We start from the raw sequence: 18,028 nt of genomic DNA on the forward strand, positions 1-18,028 counted from the left end.
TCCTCCTAATTTTTATCGTGCTGTCCACGAACTGACTTGCTTCAATAGATTCATAGAGTTAGGTCTTACTTGTTGAGTATGGTTCTCGACCTAACTCCTTCTTCAGTTACTGTAATAATTGCTGTAAAGCCTTCGTATATAATAGATGCTCTTGCTTGTGAATTTCAGCTTCTGTTGCTTCACGATTTCCTTCAATAACAGGTACCGCTGCCTGAGCGATAATTGGTCCAGTATCCATTCCTTCATCAACAAAATGCACTGTTACACCTGTGATTTTCACACCATGATTGATGGCCTGTCCAATAGCGTCCTTTCCAGGAAAAGCCGGCAATAAGGAGGGGTGAATATTCACAATTCGTTGTGGAAAGGCTGCTAATAATACGTCACTGATTAAGCGCATATAACCTGCAAGCACAATCCATTTCACATCGCACTCATGTAAAGCATCGATAATAGCTGTTTCATAAGCTGCCTTCGAGGTAAACTCTTTTGGATTTAATGCTAATACTGGAATCCCAAAGTTTTCAGCACGTGTTACTACAAATTCTCCAGGCTTATCTGTGACCACAAGTTCGACCTTCGCATGTAATTCACCACGTTCAATGGCCTCTTGAATGGCTTGAAAATTACTACCGCTGCCTGACGCGAACACGGCGATTTTTGTTGGTGCAGTCATTACACTAAACTCCCATCATGTGAGCCATTAAATACTACCCCGTCGCCTTTAATAACACGTCCGATTGTATAAGCCTTTTCACCATTTGCTTCTACTGCAGCGATTACTTTATCAGCTTCAGTTGTTGGCACAGCGATTACAAAGCCAATACCCATGTTAAACACATTATATAAATCTTTATCTTCTAGCTGCCCTTTATCTTTTAAGAATTCAAAGATACGTAATACAGGCCAAGAACCTAAGTCGATTTCCGTTGCTAGTCCTTCTGGCATCATGCGTGGTAGATTTTCATAGAAACCTCCACCTGTAACATGTGCACAACCATGTACATCTGCTGCCTTTAAAGCTGCTAGTACAGGTTTAGCATATAGCTTTGTTGGCACTAGAAGCGCCTCACCGATTGGTCCTAGATCTTCATAGCCTTCTACAATCGCATCCACCGCATATTGATGATCTGCAAAGACAATTTTACGCACTAAAGAATAACCGTTTGAATGTACACCACTTGAAGCAATCCCAATAAGTACATCGCCTTCTACGATTTTTTCACCTGTCACAATGGCAGATTTTTCACAGGCGCCAACTGCAAAACCAGCTAAATCATATTCATCTTCTTCATAAAGACCAGGCATTTCTGCAGTTTCGCCACCTATTAGTGCCGCACCAGATTGCACACAGCCATCTGCAACGCCTTTGACAATTTGTTCGATTTTTGCAGGCTCTGCTTTTCCAAGCGCTACGTAATCTAAAAAGTAAAGTGGTTCTGCTCCTTGTGCAACAATATCATTTACACACATTGCTACACAGTCCACACCGATTGTATCGTGCTTGTCCACCATGAAAGCCAGTTTTAGTTTTGTTCCAACACCATCTGTTCCAGAAATTAGAACAGGTTCTTTAAGATTCAGTTCTGACAAGTCAAACATGCCACCAAAGCCACCAAACGTCCCCATTACACCTAGACGGTTTGTACGTTCAACATGAGACTTCATTCGTTTTACGGCTTCATAGCCCGCTTCAATATTTACACCTGCTTGTTCATATGCCTTTGACACGCAGAGTTCCTCCTTATCATCCAAGTCGCCTAAGTTTCCTAGATAGAAATGACTGTAAAACCTACTAGAGAACACTAATTTGTTGCGATGTTTTTCTTAACGTAATAATTCTTTTTCATGCGGCAAGATAGTATCCGGGAAAATCTCTGTTGGATATTTGCCTGTAAAGCATGCTAGGCATAGTCCTCGGTTTTCATCTTCATACGGTCGTGCAATAGTCTCTACCATCCCCTCAACAGAAAGGAAAGTCAGAGAATCTGCACCAATTACTTCACGAATTTCATCTACATTATGACTAGAAGCAATCAGTTCTTCATGCGTAGATGTATCAATGCCATAATAACAAGGATCTGTCATTGGCGGTGAAGAAATCACAACGTGAACTTCCGCTGCGCCAGCATCTTTTAACATTTTGACAATGCGACGAGATGTTGTACCACGAACAATGGAATCATCCACCATTACTACTTTTTTTCCTTTTACGACTTGAACAACCGGTGAAAGTTTCATTTTTACACCACGTTCACGTAACTCTTGTGTCGGCTGAATAAATGTACGCCCAACATAACGGTTTTTAATAAGACCTAATTCATAAGGAATTCCACTTTCTTCTGCAAAACCAATCGCTGCGGAAATACTTGAATCGGGAACACCCGTTACAACATCTGCCTCAATATGCGCACATTCACGAGCAAGCTGTTTACCCATACGTTTTCGTGCCATATGAACGTTAATACCATCAATATCCGAATCAGGACGAGCTAAATAAACATACTCCATCGCACACATCGAACGTTTTTCCATGTCAGCAAAACGATCCGATTTTACACCCTCATCGTTAATAATGATTAGTTCGCCTGGTTCTACCGAACGAACGAATTCTGCACCAATTAAATCAAATGCACAAGTTTCAGAAGCTACCACCCAGCCATCTCCTAGCTTTCCAAGAGATAATGGACGTAAACCATGTGGATCACGTGCAACAAGCATTTCATCCTTTGTCATAATTAAGAAAGAATACGCACCCTTTAAAAGAGATAGGGCATTTTTCACCTTCGCACGGAATGGTGAATGCGAGCTTTTCTTAATAAGATGCGCCAACACTTCTGTATCAGAGCTTGAATGGAAAATACTACCTTGTCGCTCTAAATATTGTTTTAAATGTGTCGCATTGACTAAGTTACCGTTATGGGCAATTGAAAGGCTACCAGTTGAGGAGTGGAATAATAATGGCTGTACGTTTTCGATACCGCCACCACCAGCAGTCGTGTAACGAACATGCGCAATAGCTGCTTTGCCGTTCACTGCTTTTAATTTATCTTCGTTGAAAACATCATTAACTAGTCCTTCGCCTTTCACCGCGCGAAGATGCTGTCCGTCTGAAACGACAATTCCAGCACCTTCTTGTCCACGGTGTTGAAGAGCATGAAGCCCGTAATAGCTAAGGTGTGCTGGATTTGGGTTACCCCAAATACCAAACACCCCACATTCTTCGTTTAAGCCTCTGAGTTCAGCAAGCATGGGATTGCTCCTTTCCAATTAGAACGGAATTCCTCCACTGTACCTTCTACAAGCACACCTTTGTCCCCGTTGATTTTCACAAGTGCATCGTTTGTTACGACACCAATTTTTTGAGCATCTTTGATGATTTCTACAAATGCTGCAGCATTTTCTTCTTTAACAGTGACAACAAAACGAGATTGACTCTCACTGAATAACGCAGTTGTTGCAGAGCCTGTTAATGTTACATCCACACCAAGACCGTTTGCGCCAAATGTTGTTTCAGCAATCGCGACAGCTAGACCACCCTCTGCTACATCATGAGCAGATTGAACAAGACCTGCTTTAATCGCCTTTAATAAAGCTTGCTGACGTGTCGCTTCAACTTCTAAGTCGATAGTTGGTGCTTTCCCTGAAATAACACCATTATTTAATAGTTTTTGAAGCTCTGAACCACCAAATTCTGTTTTTGTCTCACCAATAACAAAGATAATATCTCCTGCAGCTTTTACATCCTGTGTCGTTACATGTGCTAAGTCTTCAATAAGACCAACCATACCAATTGTCGGTGTTGGATACACCGCTTCGCCTGAACGTTCATTGTAAAGAGAAACGTTACCTCCGATTACTGGAGCATTTAATGCCGTACAAGCTGCCGAAATACCATCAGCAGATTTTTCAATTTGCCAGAAGATTTCTGGTTTCTCTGGATTACCAAAGTTTAAGCAGTCTGTAATCGCAAGTGGCGTACCACCAGTTGCCACGATATTACGAGCTGCTTCGGCTACCGCGATAGCACCACCCACTTCTGGATCTAAATAGATATAACGAGAGTTACAGTCTGTTGTCATTGCTAACCCTTTATTTGTGCCACGTACTCGAATAACGGCAGCATCAGAGCCTGGTTTAACAACTGTTGATGTACGTACTTGATAATCGTATTGATCATATACCCACTCTTTAGAAGCAATCGTCGGTGCTTTTAATAAAGCATTTAATGTTTCTTTGTAATCTGTCACAACAGGTTCAGTGTTTTCGATTGCTTGGAACTGAGCATAGTATGCAGGCTCTGCAGATGGTTTATGATAAACAGGTGCATCTTCTGCTAACGCGTCTGCAGATACCTCTGCAACTACTTGTCCTTTGTGTAAAAGACGAAGCATTTTGTCATCTGTCACTCGACCGATTGCTACAGCATCTAAATCATATTTATCGAAAATCGCTTTAATTTCATCTTCGCGACCTTTTTTCACCACTAATAGCATACGTTCTTGAGACTCAGATAGCATCATTTCGTACGCTGTCATACCTGTCTCACGCTGAGGCACTAAGTCTAGGTTCATTTCTACACCAGAACCAGCCTTTGAAGCCATTTCTGCCGAAGAAGAAGTAAGACCAGCTGCACCCATATCTTGAATACCAACTAAAGCATCAGATTTTACAACTTCTAAACATGCTTCAAGTAAAAGTTTCTCCATGAATGGGTCCCCTACTTGTACTGCTGGACGTTGGTTTTCTGACTCCTCTGTTAATTCCTCAGAGGCAAATGTTGCACCATGAATTCCGTCACGCCCTGTTTTCGCACCAACGTACATCACTGTATTACCGACACCTGCCGCAATACCACGTTGAATATCTTTATGGTCGATTAAACCGACACACATAGCATTCACAAGTGGATTACCTTCATAGCAAGGATCGAATTGAATTTCGCCACCTACTGTAGGAATTCCGATACAGTTACCATACCCTGCAATACCAGCAACTACTTCTTCAAATAGATATTTACCACGCGCTGATTTTAATTCACCAAAGCGTAATGAGTTTAACATGGCGATTGGACGTGCACCCATTGAGAAAACATCACGGATAATACCACCCACACCAGTTGCAGCTCCTTGATAAGGTTCTATTGCAGATGGATGGTTATGTGATTCCATTTTAAACACTACTGCTTGTTCGTCACCAATATCAACAATACCTGCACCTTCACCTGGTCCTTGTAAAACTTGAGGCCCTTTTGTAGGGAATTTACGTAGTACTGGCTTTGAATTTTTGTAAGAGCAGTGCTCAGACCACATTACTGAGAAAAGACCTGTCTCTGTCCAGTTAGGTAGACGTCCTAAAATACCTTCTACCATTGCAAATTCTTCGTCTGACATCCCCATTCCAGCGTATAGCTTTTCATCTTTAATTTGCTGTGCTGTTGGCTCAAACTTAGTTGTTGACATGATTTTCCCTCCACTGCTTCACGATTGATTTAAATACTGCTAGACCGTCTGCGCCGCCCACCAGTGCATCAACAGCTCGCTCTGGGTGTGGCATCATCCCTAATACATTGCCGCGCTCGTTTATAATCCCTGCGATATCTTCTAAAGAACCGTTTGGATTGTCACCTGAGTATGTGAATACGATTTGATTATTATCTTTTAGTGATTGTAAAGTTTCCTCATCACAGTAGTAATTCCCTTCACCATGTGCGATTGGAATATTGATGATTTGACCTTGCTCATATTGATTTGTGAATGATGTATTGTTGTTTTCAACTTTAAGCTGCACTGTACGGCACATAAATTTTAAGTTTTTATTGCGCAATAAAGCTCCTGGCAATAAACCTGCTTCCGTTAGGATTTGGAAGCCATTACATACACCTAATACAGGTTTACCAGCATCTGCTGCTTTCTTAACTTCTGCCATAATGTTAGATTGATTAGCCATTGCACCACAACGAAGATAATCTCCATAGGAGAATCCTCCAGGTACTAATACGCCATCAAAACCACTTAGATCTGTTGCTGTATGCCATACATATTCTACTTCTTCACCTAGCTCGTCTTTAATCGCATGATACATATCGATATCACAGTTTGACCCAGGGAATACGAGTACTGCGAATTTCATGATTAATTAGCCTCCTCGACTTCGTAACGGTAGTCTTCAATTACAACGTTCGTTAAAACCTTTTCACACATTTCTTTTACTAGCGTATCAATGTCACGTTCTGTATCATTAATTGATAGTTCAAGATATTTACCGATACGTAAATCTTCTACTTCACCGTAGCCCATTTTAGCTAAAGAACCTTGTACTGCAGAGCCTTGAGGATCAAGAATGCTCTCACGTAATGTTACATAGATTTTTACTTTTTTCATTGTTATTTGCCTCCGAGTCTAGAAAGTATAATAGTATAAACTTCAGTTAAATTACCAAGGTCTCGACGAAAAACATCTTTGTCTAACTTTTGCTTTGTTGTTGCATCCCAAAGTCGGCATGTATCTGGTGAAATTTCATCTGCCAGTAATACATGACCATCCAAATCACGACCAAACTCTAATTTAAAATCAATCAATGTCACATTGACATCTGCAAAGATTGGCTGTAGCACTTTGTTAACGGCTAGTGCACCATCATAAATAGCTGTTACTTCAGTAGGTGTGGCAAGTTCAAGAACATCGATATGCTCTGTCGTAATAAGTGGATCGCCTAATTCATCGTCTTTATAATAAAATTCAACGATTGGTCGTTTTAAAGGTGTCCCCTCTTCAAGACCCAGACGTTTTGCTAAACTTCCAGCAGCGATATTACGAACAACAACCTCAATCGGAATAATTTCTACTTTTTTTACAAGTTGTTGTGTATCTGATAATTGTTTTACGAAATGTGACGCAATTGCGTTAGCTTGTAATTTTTCGAAAATTAATGAAGTAATGCGATTATTTAAAATGCCCTTACCTTCAATTTCCTCTTTCTTTTCACCATTAAATGCTGTTGCACTATCCTTGTACTCAACAAGTAGCACATTTGGCTCCTCTGTTGTGAACAATTTTTTTGCTTTACCTTCATACAAAAGTTGACCTTTAGTCATTTCGTTTTCCCCCTGATATTATGAGATACGCTTGTAATCATGTTCAGAATTGAACCGTATTTCTACGATTCAACTCTGAAACTTTTACTGGTGGCTCTAACATTTATTTTAAGATGGCTAAATAAATATTAGTTAAGTCCTAGTCGTTCAAAAATCATATCAACGTGCTGTAAGTGGTAGTTGTAATCAAAACAATCATCCAACTCTTCTTTCGTTAAATAAGATGTGATTTTTTCACTTGCATCAACTAATGCACGGAACTGAACTTGCTCGTCCCAAGCCTGCATTGCTAAAGGTTGTACTGTATCATAAGCTTCCTCACGTACTAATCCTTTGTCAATCAATGCTAGTAAGATGCGTTGAGAATAAATAAGACCAAATGTACGATCCATATTACGTTTCATGTTCTCAGGGAATACTGTTAAGTTTTTCACAATATTACCGAAGCGATTTAACATATAGTTAAGAGTAATTGTTGCATCCGGTAAAATAACGCGCTCTGCAGATGAATGCGAAATATCACGTTCATGCCATAAAGCCACATTTTCATAAGCTGTCACCATATATCCACGCATTAAACGAGACATACCAACCATGTTTTCCGAACCGATTGGATTACGTTTATGTGGCATTGCTGATGATCCTTTTTGACCTTTTGCAAAAGCTTCTTCCACTTCACGTGTTTCAGATTTCTGTAACCCGCGAATTTCTGTTGCAAATTTTTCAATTGAGCTAGCGATTAAAGCTAATGCACCTAAATACTGCGCATGGCGGTCACGCTGTAAAGTTTGTGTTGAAATCGGTGATGCTGCAAGGCCTAATTTATCGCAAACATATTGCTCAACACGAGGATCGATATTGGCATATGTTCCAACAGCTCCAGACATTTTCCCTGTTTCAATTACTTTGGCAGCTGCTTCAAAACGTTCAAGGTTACGCTTCATTTCCTCATACCATAAACCAAGTTTCAAACCGAAAGTTGTTGGTTCTGCATGAACACCATGTGTGCGTCCCATCATAACTGTATGTTTATGTTCTTTTGCCTTAGCAGCAATAATATCAATGAAATTTACGATATCTTTACGTAAAATATCATTTGCTTGTTTGATTAAATAAGAAAGGGCTGTATCTACTACGTCTGTAGAAGTTAAACCATAATGCACCCATTTACGCTCTTCACCAAGTGTTTCAGAAACAGCACGGGTAAAGGCTACAACGTCATGACGAGTTTCTTGTTCAATTTCTAATATACGATTCACATCAAATGAAGCATTTTCACGAATTTTAGCAACATCCTCTTTTGGAATATCACCTAACTCTGCCCATGCCTCACAAGCTAAAATTTCAACCTCTAGCCATGCTTGGTATTTATTTTGTTCTGTCCAAATTGCGCCCATTTCGGGTCTTGTGTAACGTTCAATCATCGCGTATCTCCTTCTATTCTGACCAAATGCCAGAACTCTCGATTTGTTGTAGTGTTGCTTCTAAGTCTTTTGTCATAATCGTTACATGGCCCATTTTACGGTTGACCTTAGCTTCAGCTTTCCCATAAAGATGTATAGACCATTCAGGATATTTAGCAATTGAGTTACTGAGTGGCACGACATGCTGCCCTAATACATTGACCATAATGGATGGTGCCCATAGTTGTGGCTTACGTAATGGCCATCCACAAACAGCACGAATATGCTGATGGAATTGTGAAACATTACATGCTTCAATTGAATAGTGACCAGAATTATGAGGTCTTGGCGCTAATTCATTAATAACAATGCCACCATCTTCTAACACAAACATTTCTACCGCTAGCGTTCCTATTAAATGTAAGTAATCTGCAATTTTTAAAGCTTCTCGTTCAGCAGCTTGAGCTGTGCTTTCAGTTATGCGAGCAGGCACAATTGTCTCGTGTAGAATATGATGAACATGAATGTTCTCACCAACTGGCTGACAATACGATTCACCATGACCATTTCTTTGAACAATGACCGATACTTCCTTTACGAAAGGAACAAATCCTTCTGCAATACATTGAGAATGCTTGAATAATTCTTTCGCTAAAGGTAAATCTTCAGTTGATTTTAAAAGTTGCTGTCCCTTGCCATCATAACCACCTCTTGCTGTTTTGACTATACAAGGATAACCAATCGAATCAATATTGGCTACTAATTCTTCATAAGTTTTTGCAACAATATATGGTGCTACTGGGCAACCAGCTTTCACAATAGCTTCTTTCTCTGTTATACGGTTTTGTGTAATACGTACCAACTCCGCTCCTTGAGGAACATAAGCCATTTGTGATAAACGCTTTAAGCCTTCATAATCTATATTTTCAAATTCATATGTGATAACATCACTTACTTCTGCAAGTTCTTCTAAAGCAGCTTCATCATCATATGGAGCTACAATACGAATATCAGCTACCTGTCCACACGGCGAGTCCATTGCTGGCTCAAGAACAGCCACTTTAAAACCAGACTCCTTTGCAGCAAGCGCCATCATTCGACCAAGTTGTCCTCCACCTATAATACCTATCGTTTGTCCAGGATAAATAATCTTCGTCACACTAAGTCACCTGTGCTTTCTAATACTTGCTGCTTTGTTGCTTCTCGTCTAGCATCTAATTTATTTGCAAGTTCTGTATCTGTTGTTGACAAAATTTGAGCTGCAAGTAACCCTGCATTTGTCGCTCCTGCTTTGCCAATTGCTACAGTTGCTACAGGTACGCCACCAGGCATTTGAACGATGGATAATAGTGAATCAAGTCCATTAAGTGCGCGTGATTGAACTGGTACACCGATGACAGGTAATGTTGTTTTAGCTGCCACCATTCCTGGTAAATGTGCAGCCCCACCTGCTCCAGCAATAATTACTTGAATGCCTCGTTCGCGAGCTGTCGCTGCATATTCAAACATTAAATCAGGTGTACGATGTGCAGAAACAACTTTCTTTTCGTACGGTACTTGTAATTCATCTAAAATATCACATGCATGTTTCATTGTTTCCCAGTCACTTGAACTACCCATAATGACACCGATTTTCGGATTCATAAATTGTCGCTCCTTTTAAACGATAGAAAAATGATCAATTATTTATTGTGCAAGCAACTATTTTGAATAGCTACTGCAATTCTTATCTATTTACAAAGAAAATCCCCAAATAAACTACTCTCTACCATTACACGTGAAAGCAGTTTACTTGAGGACTATTAGGACAAGAACATCTCCATGTACATAGCTGTACAGCGACCTTCTCATCATATGCCAAAAGTGCTTTCCCGCATAGTCCAGCATTTACGGTGCCGGGTAGAGACACTAGAGCCAATTCTCTAGCATATATGTGGGATCTATTTGTTTTTCCTTCTCACATTTTAACAAGGGATTGTCTTATCGTCAATGCAAAAATGCGAACATTTTTTATTATGTAAAAAAAAACGTTCGGTTTTTAGTCAAATTCATTCGATATCTTGAGCAGGTATAGCTTTAAACTGGATTTTCTGCCGTAAATAAGCTGGTTCGCCATCTACTATATGAAAAAGAGGCTCTTCTTTTCGTCCTATGGCCATAAAGCCGTCTTTCCGCATTCTTGCCAAACAATCCTCGATTGACTCGTTTTCTTGTACCTCATACCAAATTTGCTTTTTTCCCAACTTTTTCTTCCTTTCCACAGTACATTTTAAATCACAACTAATTTTTAATTTATTATACCTTTTGTTGCTTACAGACGTATGTAAGAACTTAAATAAATAGAAAAAACTGCAGATTTCTCTCCGCAGTTTTGATTAAGGCTCATGAACCATAAAAAGCCTTTAAATAGATACAAAAAAATAATAGCTGTAGGAATAAATGAAGGACAACAAGAACCATACGATACCCTTTGATGCCTAATAGGGCACTGACGATGCCTAAACCACCTAAGATAAACGGCATAAACATATTTACATGATAGAGAAATGTAAAAAAGTTTCCATACCATTTCGTTGAATCATAACCAAACATAAAGAATGTGAGTAGTAGACTCAAGATCGAAATTGCAGAAAAAATGTTCTGCCTCATTGTGATTCCTCCATTATTAAACCCAATATGTATCTAGTTTAATGAATTTGCCCATAAATTGTATGGAAGTATTTAGTCTATTATATCATTTTATGAATAGTTCACAAAATAAAAAAAGCCATGGAATAAATCCATGGCTTTTTTAAAGTGCCTAGCGACGTCCTACTCTCACAGGGGGAAGCCCCCAACTACCATCGGCGCTAAAGAGCTTAACTTCCGTGTTCGGTATGGGAACGGGTGTGACCTCTTTGCCATCATCACTAGACTATGTTCGACCTCCAATACACGGCGTATTACTGTGTCTTGAAGCTCTCTTTTTGTTGAAAGAATTGTTCTTTCAAAACTGGATAAACGTGCATTGAATGTTTCAAACGTTTTGGTTAAGTCCTCGATCGATTAGTATTCGTCAGCTCCATGTGTCACCACACTTCCACCTCGAACCTATCTACCTCATCGTCTTTGAGGGATCTTACTTACTTGCGTAATGGGAAATCTCATCTTGAGGGGGGCTTCATGCTTAGATGCTTTCAGCACTTATCCCGTCCACACATAGCTACCCAGCGATGCCTTTGGCAAGACAACTGGTACACCAGCGGTGTGTCCATCCCGGTCCTCTCGTACTAAGGACAGCTCCTCTCAAATTTCCTACGCCCACGACGGATAGGGACCGAACTGTCTCACGACGTTCTGAACCCAGCTCGCGTACCGCTTTAATGGGCGAACAGCCCAACCCTTGGGACCGACTACAGCCCCAGGATGCGATGAGCCGACATCGAGGTGCCAAACCTCCCCGTCGATGTGGACTCTTGGGGGAGATAAGCCTGTTATCCCCGGGGTAGCTTTTATCCGTTGAGCGATGGCCCTTCCATGCGGAACCACCGGATCACTAAGCCCGTCTTTCGACCCTGCTCGACTTGTAGGTCTCGCAGTCAAGCTCCCTTGTGCCTTTACACTCTACGAATGATTTCCAACCATTCTGAGGGAACCTTTGGGCGCCTCCGTTACCTTTTAGGAGGCGACCGCCCCAGTCAAACTGTCCGCCTGACACTGTCTCCTGCCCCGCTAAGGGGCATGGGTTAGAATTTCAATACAACCAGGGTAGTATCCCACCGACGCCTCCTTCGAAGCTGGCGCTCCGAGATCTCTGGCTCCTACCTATCCTGTACAAGTTGTACCAAAATTCAATATCAGGCTACAGTAAAGCTCCACGGGGTCTTTCCGTCCTGTCGCGGGTAACCTGCATCTTCACAGGTACTATAATTTCACCGAGTCTCTCGTTGAGACAGTGCCCAGATCGTTACGCCTTTCGTGCGGGTCGGAACTTACCCGACAAGGAATTTCGCTACCTTAGGACCGTTATAGTTACGGCCGCCGTTTACTGGGGCTTCAATTCGCAGCTTCGCTTGCGCTAACCACTCCTCTTAACCTTCCAGCACCGGGCAGGCGTCAGCCCCTATACGTCACCTTACGGTTTTGCAGAGACCTGTGTTTTTGCTAAACAGTCGCCTGGGCCTATTCACTGCGGCTCTCATGCGCTTGCACGCTCAAGAGCACCCCTTCTCCCGAAGTTACGGGGTCATTTTGCCGAGTTCCTTAACGAGAGTTCTCTCGCACACCTTAGGATTCTCTCCTCGACTACCTGTGTCGGTTTGCGGTACGGGCACCTCTCACCTCGATAGAGGCTTTTCTTGGCAGTGTGAAATCAGGAACTTCGTCCATACGGACTCGCCATCACAGCTCAACGTTACAGTGTGCGGATTTGCCTACACACACGCCTTACTGCTTGGACGCGCATATCCAACAGCGCGCTTACCCTATCCTACTGCGTCCCCCCATTTCTCAAACGGTGAGGAGGTGGTACAGGAATATCAACCTGTTGTCCATCGCCTACGCCTATCGGCCTCGGCTTAGGTCCCGACTAACCCTGAGCGGACGAGCCTTCCTCAGGAAACCTTAGTCATACGGTGGACGGGATTCTCACCCGTCTTTCGCTACTCATACCGGCATTCTCACTTCTAAGCGCTCCACCAGTCCTTCCGGTCTGACTTCAACGCACTTAGAACGCTCTCCTACCACTGACATCGTAGATGTCAATCCACAGCTTCGGTGAATCGTTTAGCCCCGATACATTTTCGGCGCAGCGTCACTCGACCAGTGAGCTATTACGCACTCTTTAAATGATGGCTGCTTCTAAGCCAACATCCTGGTTGTCTGTGCAACGCCACATCCTTTTCCACTTAACGATTACTTTGGGACCTTAGCTGGTGGTCTGGGCTGTTTCCCTTTTGACTACGGATCTTATCACTCGCAGTCTGACTCCCGTGTATAAATATCTGGCATTCGGAGTTTGTCTGAATTCGGTAAACCGGGATGGCCCCCTAGTCCAAACAGTGCTCTACCTCCAGTATTCTCATCACGAGGCTAGCCCTAAAGCTATTTCGGAGAGAACCAGCTATCTCCAAGTTCGATTGGAATTTCTCCGCTACCCACACCTCATCCCCGCACTTTTCAACGTGCGTGGGTTCGGGCCTCCAGTAAGTGTTACCTCACCTTCACCCTGGACATGGGTAGATCACCTGGTTTCGGGTCTACGACCACGTACTACTTCGCCCTATTCAGACTCGCTTTCGCTGCGGCTCCGCCTTCTAAAGCTTAACCTCGCACGTAATCGTAACTCGCCGGTTCATTCTACAAAAGGCACGCTATCACCCATTAACGGGCTCTAACTACTTGTAGGCACACGGTTTCAGGATCTCTTTCACTCCCCTTCCGGGGTGCTTTTCACCTTTCCCTCACGGTACTGGTTCACTATCGGTCACTAGGTAGTATTTAGCCTTGGGAGATGGTCCTCCCGGATTCCGACGGAATTTCACGTGTTCCGCCGTACTCAGGATCCACTCAGGAGGGAACGAACTTTCGACTACAGGGCTTTTACCTGCTCTGGCGGACCTTTCCAAGTCGCTTCATCTAACTCGCTCTTTTGTAACTCCGTATTGAGTGTCCTACAACCCCAAGAGGCAAGCCTCTTGGTTTGGGCTCTTCCCGTTTCGCTCGCCGCTACTCAGGGAATCGATTTTTCTTTCTCTTCCTCCAGGTACTTAGATGTTTCAGTTCCCTGGGTCTGCCTTCAAGACGCTATGTATTCACGTCAAGATACTACGCGATTAAACGTAGTGGGTTCCCCCATTCGGAAATCTCCGGATCAAAGCTCACTTACAGCTCCCCGAAGCATATCGGTGTTAGTGCCGTCCTTCTTCGGCTCCTAGTGCCAAGGCATTCGCCGTGCGCCCTTAATAACTTAACCAAGTTATTAAGCCTATAAAAAAAACTTAAAAAATAAATGTGTTTGTTACAATTTCAATGTCGTTTTATCCAGTTTTCAAAGAACAAGTTTTGAAGTGTTTCATTCAGAAGAATGAACCTTCAAAACTGAACGCAAAACGTAATCTTACAAACCCAAGGTTTGTATTCCGAAATAATCCTTAGAAAGGAGGTGATCCAGCCGCACCTTCCGATACGGCTACCTTGTTACGACTTCACCCCAATCATCTATCCCACCTTCGGCGGCTGGCTCCAAAAGGTTACCTCACCGACTTCGGGTGTTACAAACTCTCGTGGTGTGACGGGCGGTGTGTACAAGGCCCGGGAACGTATTCACCGCGGCATGCTGATCCGCGATTACTAGCGATTCCGGCTTCATGTAGGCGAGTTGCAGCCTACAATCCGAACTGAGAACGACTTTATCGGATTAGCTCCCTCTCGCGAGTTGGCAACCGTTTGTATCGTCCATTGTAGCACGTGTGTAGCCCAGGTCATAAGGGGCATGATGATTTGACGTCATCCCCACCTTCCTCCGGTTTGTCACCGGCAGTCACCTTAGAGTGCCCAACTAAATGATGGCAACTAAGATCAAGGGTTGCGCTCGTTGCGGGACTTAACCCAACATCTCACGACACGAGCTGACGACAACCATGCACCACCTGTCACCGTTGCCCCCGAAGGGGAAACCATATCTCTACAGTGGTCAACGGGATGTCAAGACCTGGTAAGGTTCTTCGCGTTGCTTCGAATTAAACCACATGCTCCACCGCTTGTGCGGGCCCCCGTCAATTCCTTTGAGTTTCAGTCTTGCGACCGTACTCCCCAGGCGGAGTGCTTAATGCGTTAGCTGCAGCACTAAGGGGCGGAAACCCCCTAACACTTAGCACTCATCGTTTACGGCGTGGACTACCAGGGTATCTAATCCTGTTTGCTCCCCACGCTTTCGCGCCTCAGTGTCAGTTACAGACCAGATAGTCGCCTTCGCCACTGGTGTTCCTCCAAATCTCTACGCATTTCACCGCTACACTTGGAATTCCACTATCCTCTTCTGCACTCAAGTCTCCCAGTTTCCAATGACCCTCCACGGTTGAGCCGTGGGCTTTCACATCAGACTTAAGAAACCACCTGCGCGCGCTTTACGCCCAATAATTCCGGACAACGCTTGCCACCTACGTATTACCGCGGCTGCTGGCACGTAGTTAGCCGTGGCTTTCTAATAAGGTACCGTCAAGGTACAGCCAGTTACTACTGTACTTGTTCTTCCCTTACAACAGAGTTTTACGAACCGAAATCCTTCTTCACTCACGCGGCGTTGCTCCATCAGGCTTTCGCCCATTGTGGAAGATTCCCTACTGCTGCCTCCCGTAGGAGTCTGGGCCGTGTCTCAGTCCCAGTGTGGCCGATCACCCTCTCAGGTCGGCTACGCATCGTCGCCTTGGTGAGCCGTTACCTCACCAACTAGCTAATGCGCCGCGGGCCCATCCTATAGCGACAGCCGAAACCGTCTTTCAGTGTTTCACCATGAGGTGAAACACATTATTCGGTATTAGCCCCGGTTTCCCGGAGTTATCCCAAACTATAGAGTAGGTTGCCCACGTGTTACTCACCCGTCCGCCGCTAACGTCGAAGGAGCAAGCTCCTTCTCTGTTCGCTCGACTTGCATGTATTAGGCACGCCGCCAGCGTTCGTCCTGAGCCAGGATCAAACTCTCCATAAAAGAAATTTGATTAGCTCAAATTGTTTTGCTGGCATCAATTTTGATGTCCAAAATTTTCGTTTCGTTCACTCGCCGAAGCTAGCTACTTAAAACTTTATTGATTACGTTTTGCTTGTTCAGTTTTCAAGGTTCATTTAGTAGTTATACTAAGTAACTTTTTATAATTTAACATAATGTTAACTTACTGTCAACCGTTTATGTTAATATTTTTTAAGTTGTTCGTTTGTTTCGTAACAACGTGTTTAAATATATCATCATAAATTTAAGTTTGCAAGTGTTTCATTAAAGTAAAACTATTCACATTATTAAAAATCGAGTTTCTTCTATATAATGTATAAAAATAATAACTTCTTTTGTTTAGGATTTACACTTTTTTCGATTTCCTTAACCAACAAAAAAACACTTCAATTGTTAGTACCTTACCTAACAATTGAAGTGTCTGTTTAACTACCGTACCCAAATGAAGTATGCAAGGAAGACAAAGAATAAACCATACATCATCGGGTGAATTTCTTTTTTTCGACCTGCTAATAACATTGTAATTGGGTAGAATACGAAGCCGATTGCAATACCAGTAGCAATTGAATAACCGAGTGGCATCATTAGTACGGTAAAGAATGCAGGTACTGCTATTTCGAATTTATCCCAATCAATTAAACGTAATGACGATACCATCAGTACCCCTACGATTACTAAAGCCGGAGCAGTAACTGCTGGCGTTACAACCGCTAATAATGGTGAGAAGAATAGAGCAACTAAGAATAGTACTGCTGTTACGACTGCAGAGAATCCTGAGCGAGCCCCTGCTGCAACACCAGAAGTTGACTCTACATAAGCAGTTGTTGTAGATGTACCAAATAAAGAACCGATTGTCGTTGCTAGTGCATCTGCCATTAAAGCACGTCCTGCACGTGGTAATTTATTATCTTTTACTAAGCCTGCCTGCGTTGCTACAGCCATTAAAGTACCAGCTGTATCAAAGAAATCAACAAACAAGAATGTTAACACTACTACTAAAAACTTCACGTTAAATAATGTACCGAAGTCACCAAGTGGTTCTAATGCTACCATGAATGTAGAATCTACACTTGGGATAGCTGAAACAACCGCTGTTGGAGGATCGATGATACCTGTGATCATCCCAATAACTGCAGTAATCACCATCCCTAAGAAAATACCAACACTGCGTAATTTAATGATAAGAATAACTGAAAGTATAATTCCGAATACTGCTAATAATGTAGCGCCTGTGAAACTTCCTAAAGTGACTAATGTCGCTGGGCTATCAACAATAATCCCTGCACCTTGTAAACCAACGAATGTGATAAATAAACCAATACCTGCCGAAACAGCATATTTAAGTTGTACCGGAATAGCGTTAATAACGGTTTCACGGATACCTGTTAAAGATAAAATAATAAAGATAATCCCCGAGAAGAATACACCTGTTAAACCAGTTTGCCATGGAATACCGTATGCTCCGACTACAGTAAATGCAAAGAATGCATTTAACCCCATCCCAGGAGCAAGTGAAATCGGGAACTTAGCGAAAATCCCCATAATCAAAGAACCGACTGCTGCTGCTAATGCTGTTGCTACGAAAACAGCACCTTTATCCATCCCTGCATTTTCTAGAATACCTGGGTTAACAGCTAGAATATATGCCATTGCAAGGAAGGTTGTAATACCACCTATGATTTCGCGGCGATAATTAGTTCCTAATTCATCGAACATGAAATATTTTTTCATTATCAAAAAATCCTCCGTGTGGTCGTCTTCAATATCGAAAACAAAAAAGACACGCTGACTACTCTACTAGTCGCATGTCTACGATATGTTTCA

Annotated in this window: 13 protein-coding genes, 3 rRNA genes and 1 riboswitch; all 16 genes read right to left on the reverse strand. The window is 42.6% G+C overall.

Annotated elements, in window-relative coordinates; translation table 11 throughout:
• Window positions 1–106: 106 nt before the first annotated feature.
• Entirely contained in the window at window positions 107–676 is a 570-nt protein-coding gene (gene purN, locus JTI58_RS05470) for a phosphoribosylglycinamide formyltransferase (RefSeq protein ID WP_205445734.1), read from the reverse strand.
• Complete coding sequence (gene purM, locus JTI58_RS05475; RefSeq protein ID WP_205445736.1) at window positions 676–1,731, reverse strand: phosphoribosylformylglycinamidine cyclo-ligase; 1,056 nt, start codon at window positions 1,729–1,731, stop codon at window positions 676–678. Before purM ends, purN begins: the two co-directional genes overlap by 1 nt.
• A gap of 96 nt (window positions 1,732–1,827) precedes the next feature.
• Window positions 1,828–3,252: an amidophosphoribosyltransferase gene (gene purF / locus JTI58_RS05480; protein WP_205445737.1), complete on the reverse strand. Its 1,425-nt coding sequence runs from the start codon at window positions 3,250–3,252 to the stop codon at window positions 1,828–1,830.
• On the reverse strand, window positions 3,228–5,462 hold the full coding sequence (gene purL / locus JTI58_RS05485; RefSeq protein ID WP_205445739.1) for a phosphoribosylformylglycinamidine synthase subunit PurL: 2,235 nt from the start codon (window positions 5,460–5,462) through the stop codon (window positions 3,228–3,230). Before purL ends, purF begins: the two co-directional genes overlap by 25 nt.
• Window positions 5,449–6,132, reverse strand: coding sequence for a phosphoribosylformylglycinamidine synthase subunit PurQ (gene purQ, locus JTI58_RS05490; RefSeq protein WP_205445741.1), 684 nt, complete (start codon window positions 6,130–6,132; stop codon window positions 5,449–5,451). The genes purL and purQ overlap by 14 nt, the downstream gene beginning before the upstream one ends.
• A 2-nt stretch (window positions 6,133–6,134) precedes the next feature.
• On the reverse strand, window positions 6,135–6,383 hold the full coding sequence (gene purS / locus JTI58_RS05495; RefSeq protein ID WP_012292012.1) for a phosphoribosylformylglycinamidine synthase subunit PurS: 249 nt from the start codon (window positions 6,381–6,383) through the stop codon (window positions 6,135–6,137).
• Window positions 6,384–6,385: 2 nt separating this feature from the next.
• Window positions 6,386–7,096, reverse strand: coding sequence for a phosphoribosylaminoimidazolesuccinocarboxamide synthase (gene purC, locus JTI58_RS05500; RefSeq protein ID WP_205445742.1), 711 nt, complete (start codon window positions 7,094–7,096; stop codon window positions 6,386–6,388).
• A gap of 128 nt (window positions 7,097–7,224) precedes the next feature.
• Window positions 7,225–8,520, reverse strand: a complete 1,296-nt coding sequence (gene purB / locus JTI58_RS05505; RefSeq protein WP_205445743.1) for an adenylosuccinate lyase — start codon at window positions 8,518–8,520, stop codon at window positions 7,225–7,227.
• Between the two features lie 13 nt (window positions 8,521–8,533).
• Window positions 8,534–9,658 carry a 5-(carboxyamino)imidazole ribonucleotide synthase gene (purK, locus tag JTI58_RS05510; protein WP_205445745.1) on the reverse strand — a complete coding sequence of 375 codons (1,125 nt, stop codon included), beginning with the start codon at window positions 9,656–9,658 and terminating at the stop codon, window positions 8,534–8,536.
• Entirely contained in the window at window positions 9,655–10,143 is a 489-nt protein-coding gene (gene purE, locus JTI58_RS05515; protein WP_205445747.1) for a 5-(carboxyamino)imidazole ribonucleotide mutase, read from the reverse strand. Before purE ends, purK begins: the two co-directional genes overlap by 4 nt.
• Window positions 10,144–10,355: 212 nt before the next feature.
• Window positions 10,356–10,454, reverse strand: a riboswitch (purine riboswitch).
• A 93-nt stretch (window positions 10,455–10,547) separates the two neighbouring features.
• Window positions 10,548–10,742: an NETI motif-containing protein gene (locus tag JTI58_RS05520; protein WP_205445749.1), complete on the reverse strand. Its 195-nt coding sequence runs from the start codon at window positions 10,740–10,742 to the stop codon at window positions 10,548–10,550.
• Window positions 10,743–10,881: 139 nt separating this feature from the next.
• Window positions 10,882–11,148 carry a hypothetical protein gene (locus tag JTI58_RS05525; protein ID WP_205445750.1) on the reverse strand — a complete coding sequence of 89 codons (267 nt, stop codon included), beginning with the start codon at window positions 11,146–11,148 and terminating at the stop codon, window positions 10,882–10,884.
• Window positions 11,149–11,297: 149 nt separating this feature from the next.
• Window positions 11,298–11,413: ribosomal RNA gene (gene rrf / locus JTI58_RS05530) — 5S ribosomal RNA — on the reverse strand.
• Window positions 11,414–11,524: 111 nt separating this feature from the next.
• A 23S ribosomal RNA gene (locus JTI58_RS05535) occupies window positions 11,525–14,452 on the reverse strand.
• A gap of 182 nt (window positions 14,453–14,634) precedes the next feature.
• A 16S ribosomal RNA gene (locus JTI58_RS05540) occupies window positions 14,635–16,186 on the reverse strand.
• Together the 16S, 23S and 5S rRNA genes form the textbook arrangement of a ribosomal RNA operon.
• Before the next feature lie 447 nt (window positions 16,187–16,633).
• Window positions 16,634–17,935, reverse strand: coding sequence for an NCS2 family permease (locus JTI58_RS05545; RefSeq protein WP_205445752.1), 1,302 nt, complete (start codon window positions 17,933–17,935; stop codon window positions 16,634–16,636).
• Between the last annotated feature and the right edge of the window lie 93 nt (window positions 17,936–18,028).

It is taken from the genome of Lysinibacillus fusiformis, assembly GCF_016925635.1.
In the GTDB taxonomy this organism is placed as follows: Bacteria; Bacillota; Bacilli; order Bacillales_A; family Planococcaceae; genus Lysinibacillus; species Lysinibacillus fusiformis_F.

Excerpts from the sequence above, each read along its gene's own strand:
- purN (WP_205445734.1), bottom strand. The coding sequence starts at position 676 with ATGACTGCACCAACAAAAATCGCCGTGTTCGCGTCAGGCAGCGGTAGT.
- purF (WP_205445737.1), bottom strand. The coding sequence starts at position 3,252 with ATGCTTGCTGAACTCAGAGGCTTAAACGAAGAATGTGGGGTGTTTGGT.
- purL (WP_205445739.1), bottom strand. The coding sequence starts at position 5,462 with ATGTCAACAACTAAGTTTGAGCCAACAGCACAGCAAATTAAAGATGAA.
- purQ (WP_205445741.1), bottom strand. The coding sequence starts at position 6,132 with ATGAAATTCGCAGTACTCGTATTCCCTGGGTCAAACTGTGATATCGAT.
- purS (WP_012292012.1), bottom strand. The coding sequence starts at position 6,383 with ATGAAAAAAGTAAAAATCTATGTAACATTACGTGAGAGCATTCTTGAT.
- purC (WP_205445742.1), bottom strand. The coding sequence starts at position 7,096 with ATGACTAAAGGTCAACTTTTGTATGAAGGTAAAGCAAAAAAATTGTTC.
- purB (WP_205445743.1), bottom strand. The coding sequence starts at position 8,520 with ATGATTGAACGTTACACAAGACCCGAAATGGGCGCAATTTGGACAGAA.
- purE (WP_205445747.1), bottom strand. The coding sequence starts at position 10,143 with ATGAATCCGAAAATCGGTGTCATTATGGGTAGTTCAAGTGACTGGGAA.
- JTI58_RS05525 (WP_205445750.1), bottom strand. The coding sequence starts at position 11,148 with ATGAGGCAGAACATTTTTTCTGCAATTTCGATCTTGAGTCTACTACTC.
- JTI58_RS05545 (WP_205445752.1), bottom strand. The coding sequence starts at position 17,935 with ATGAAAAAATATTTCATGTTCGATGAATTAGGAACTAATTATCGCCGC.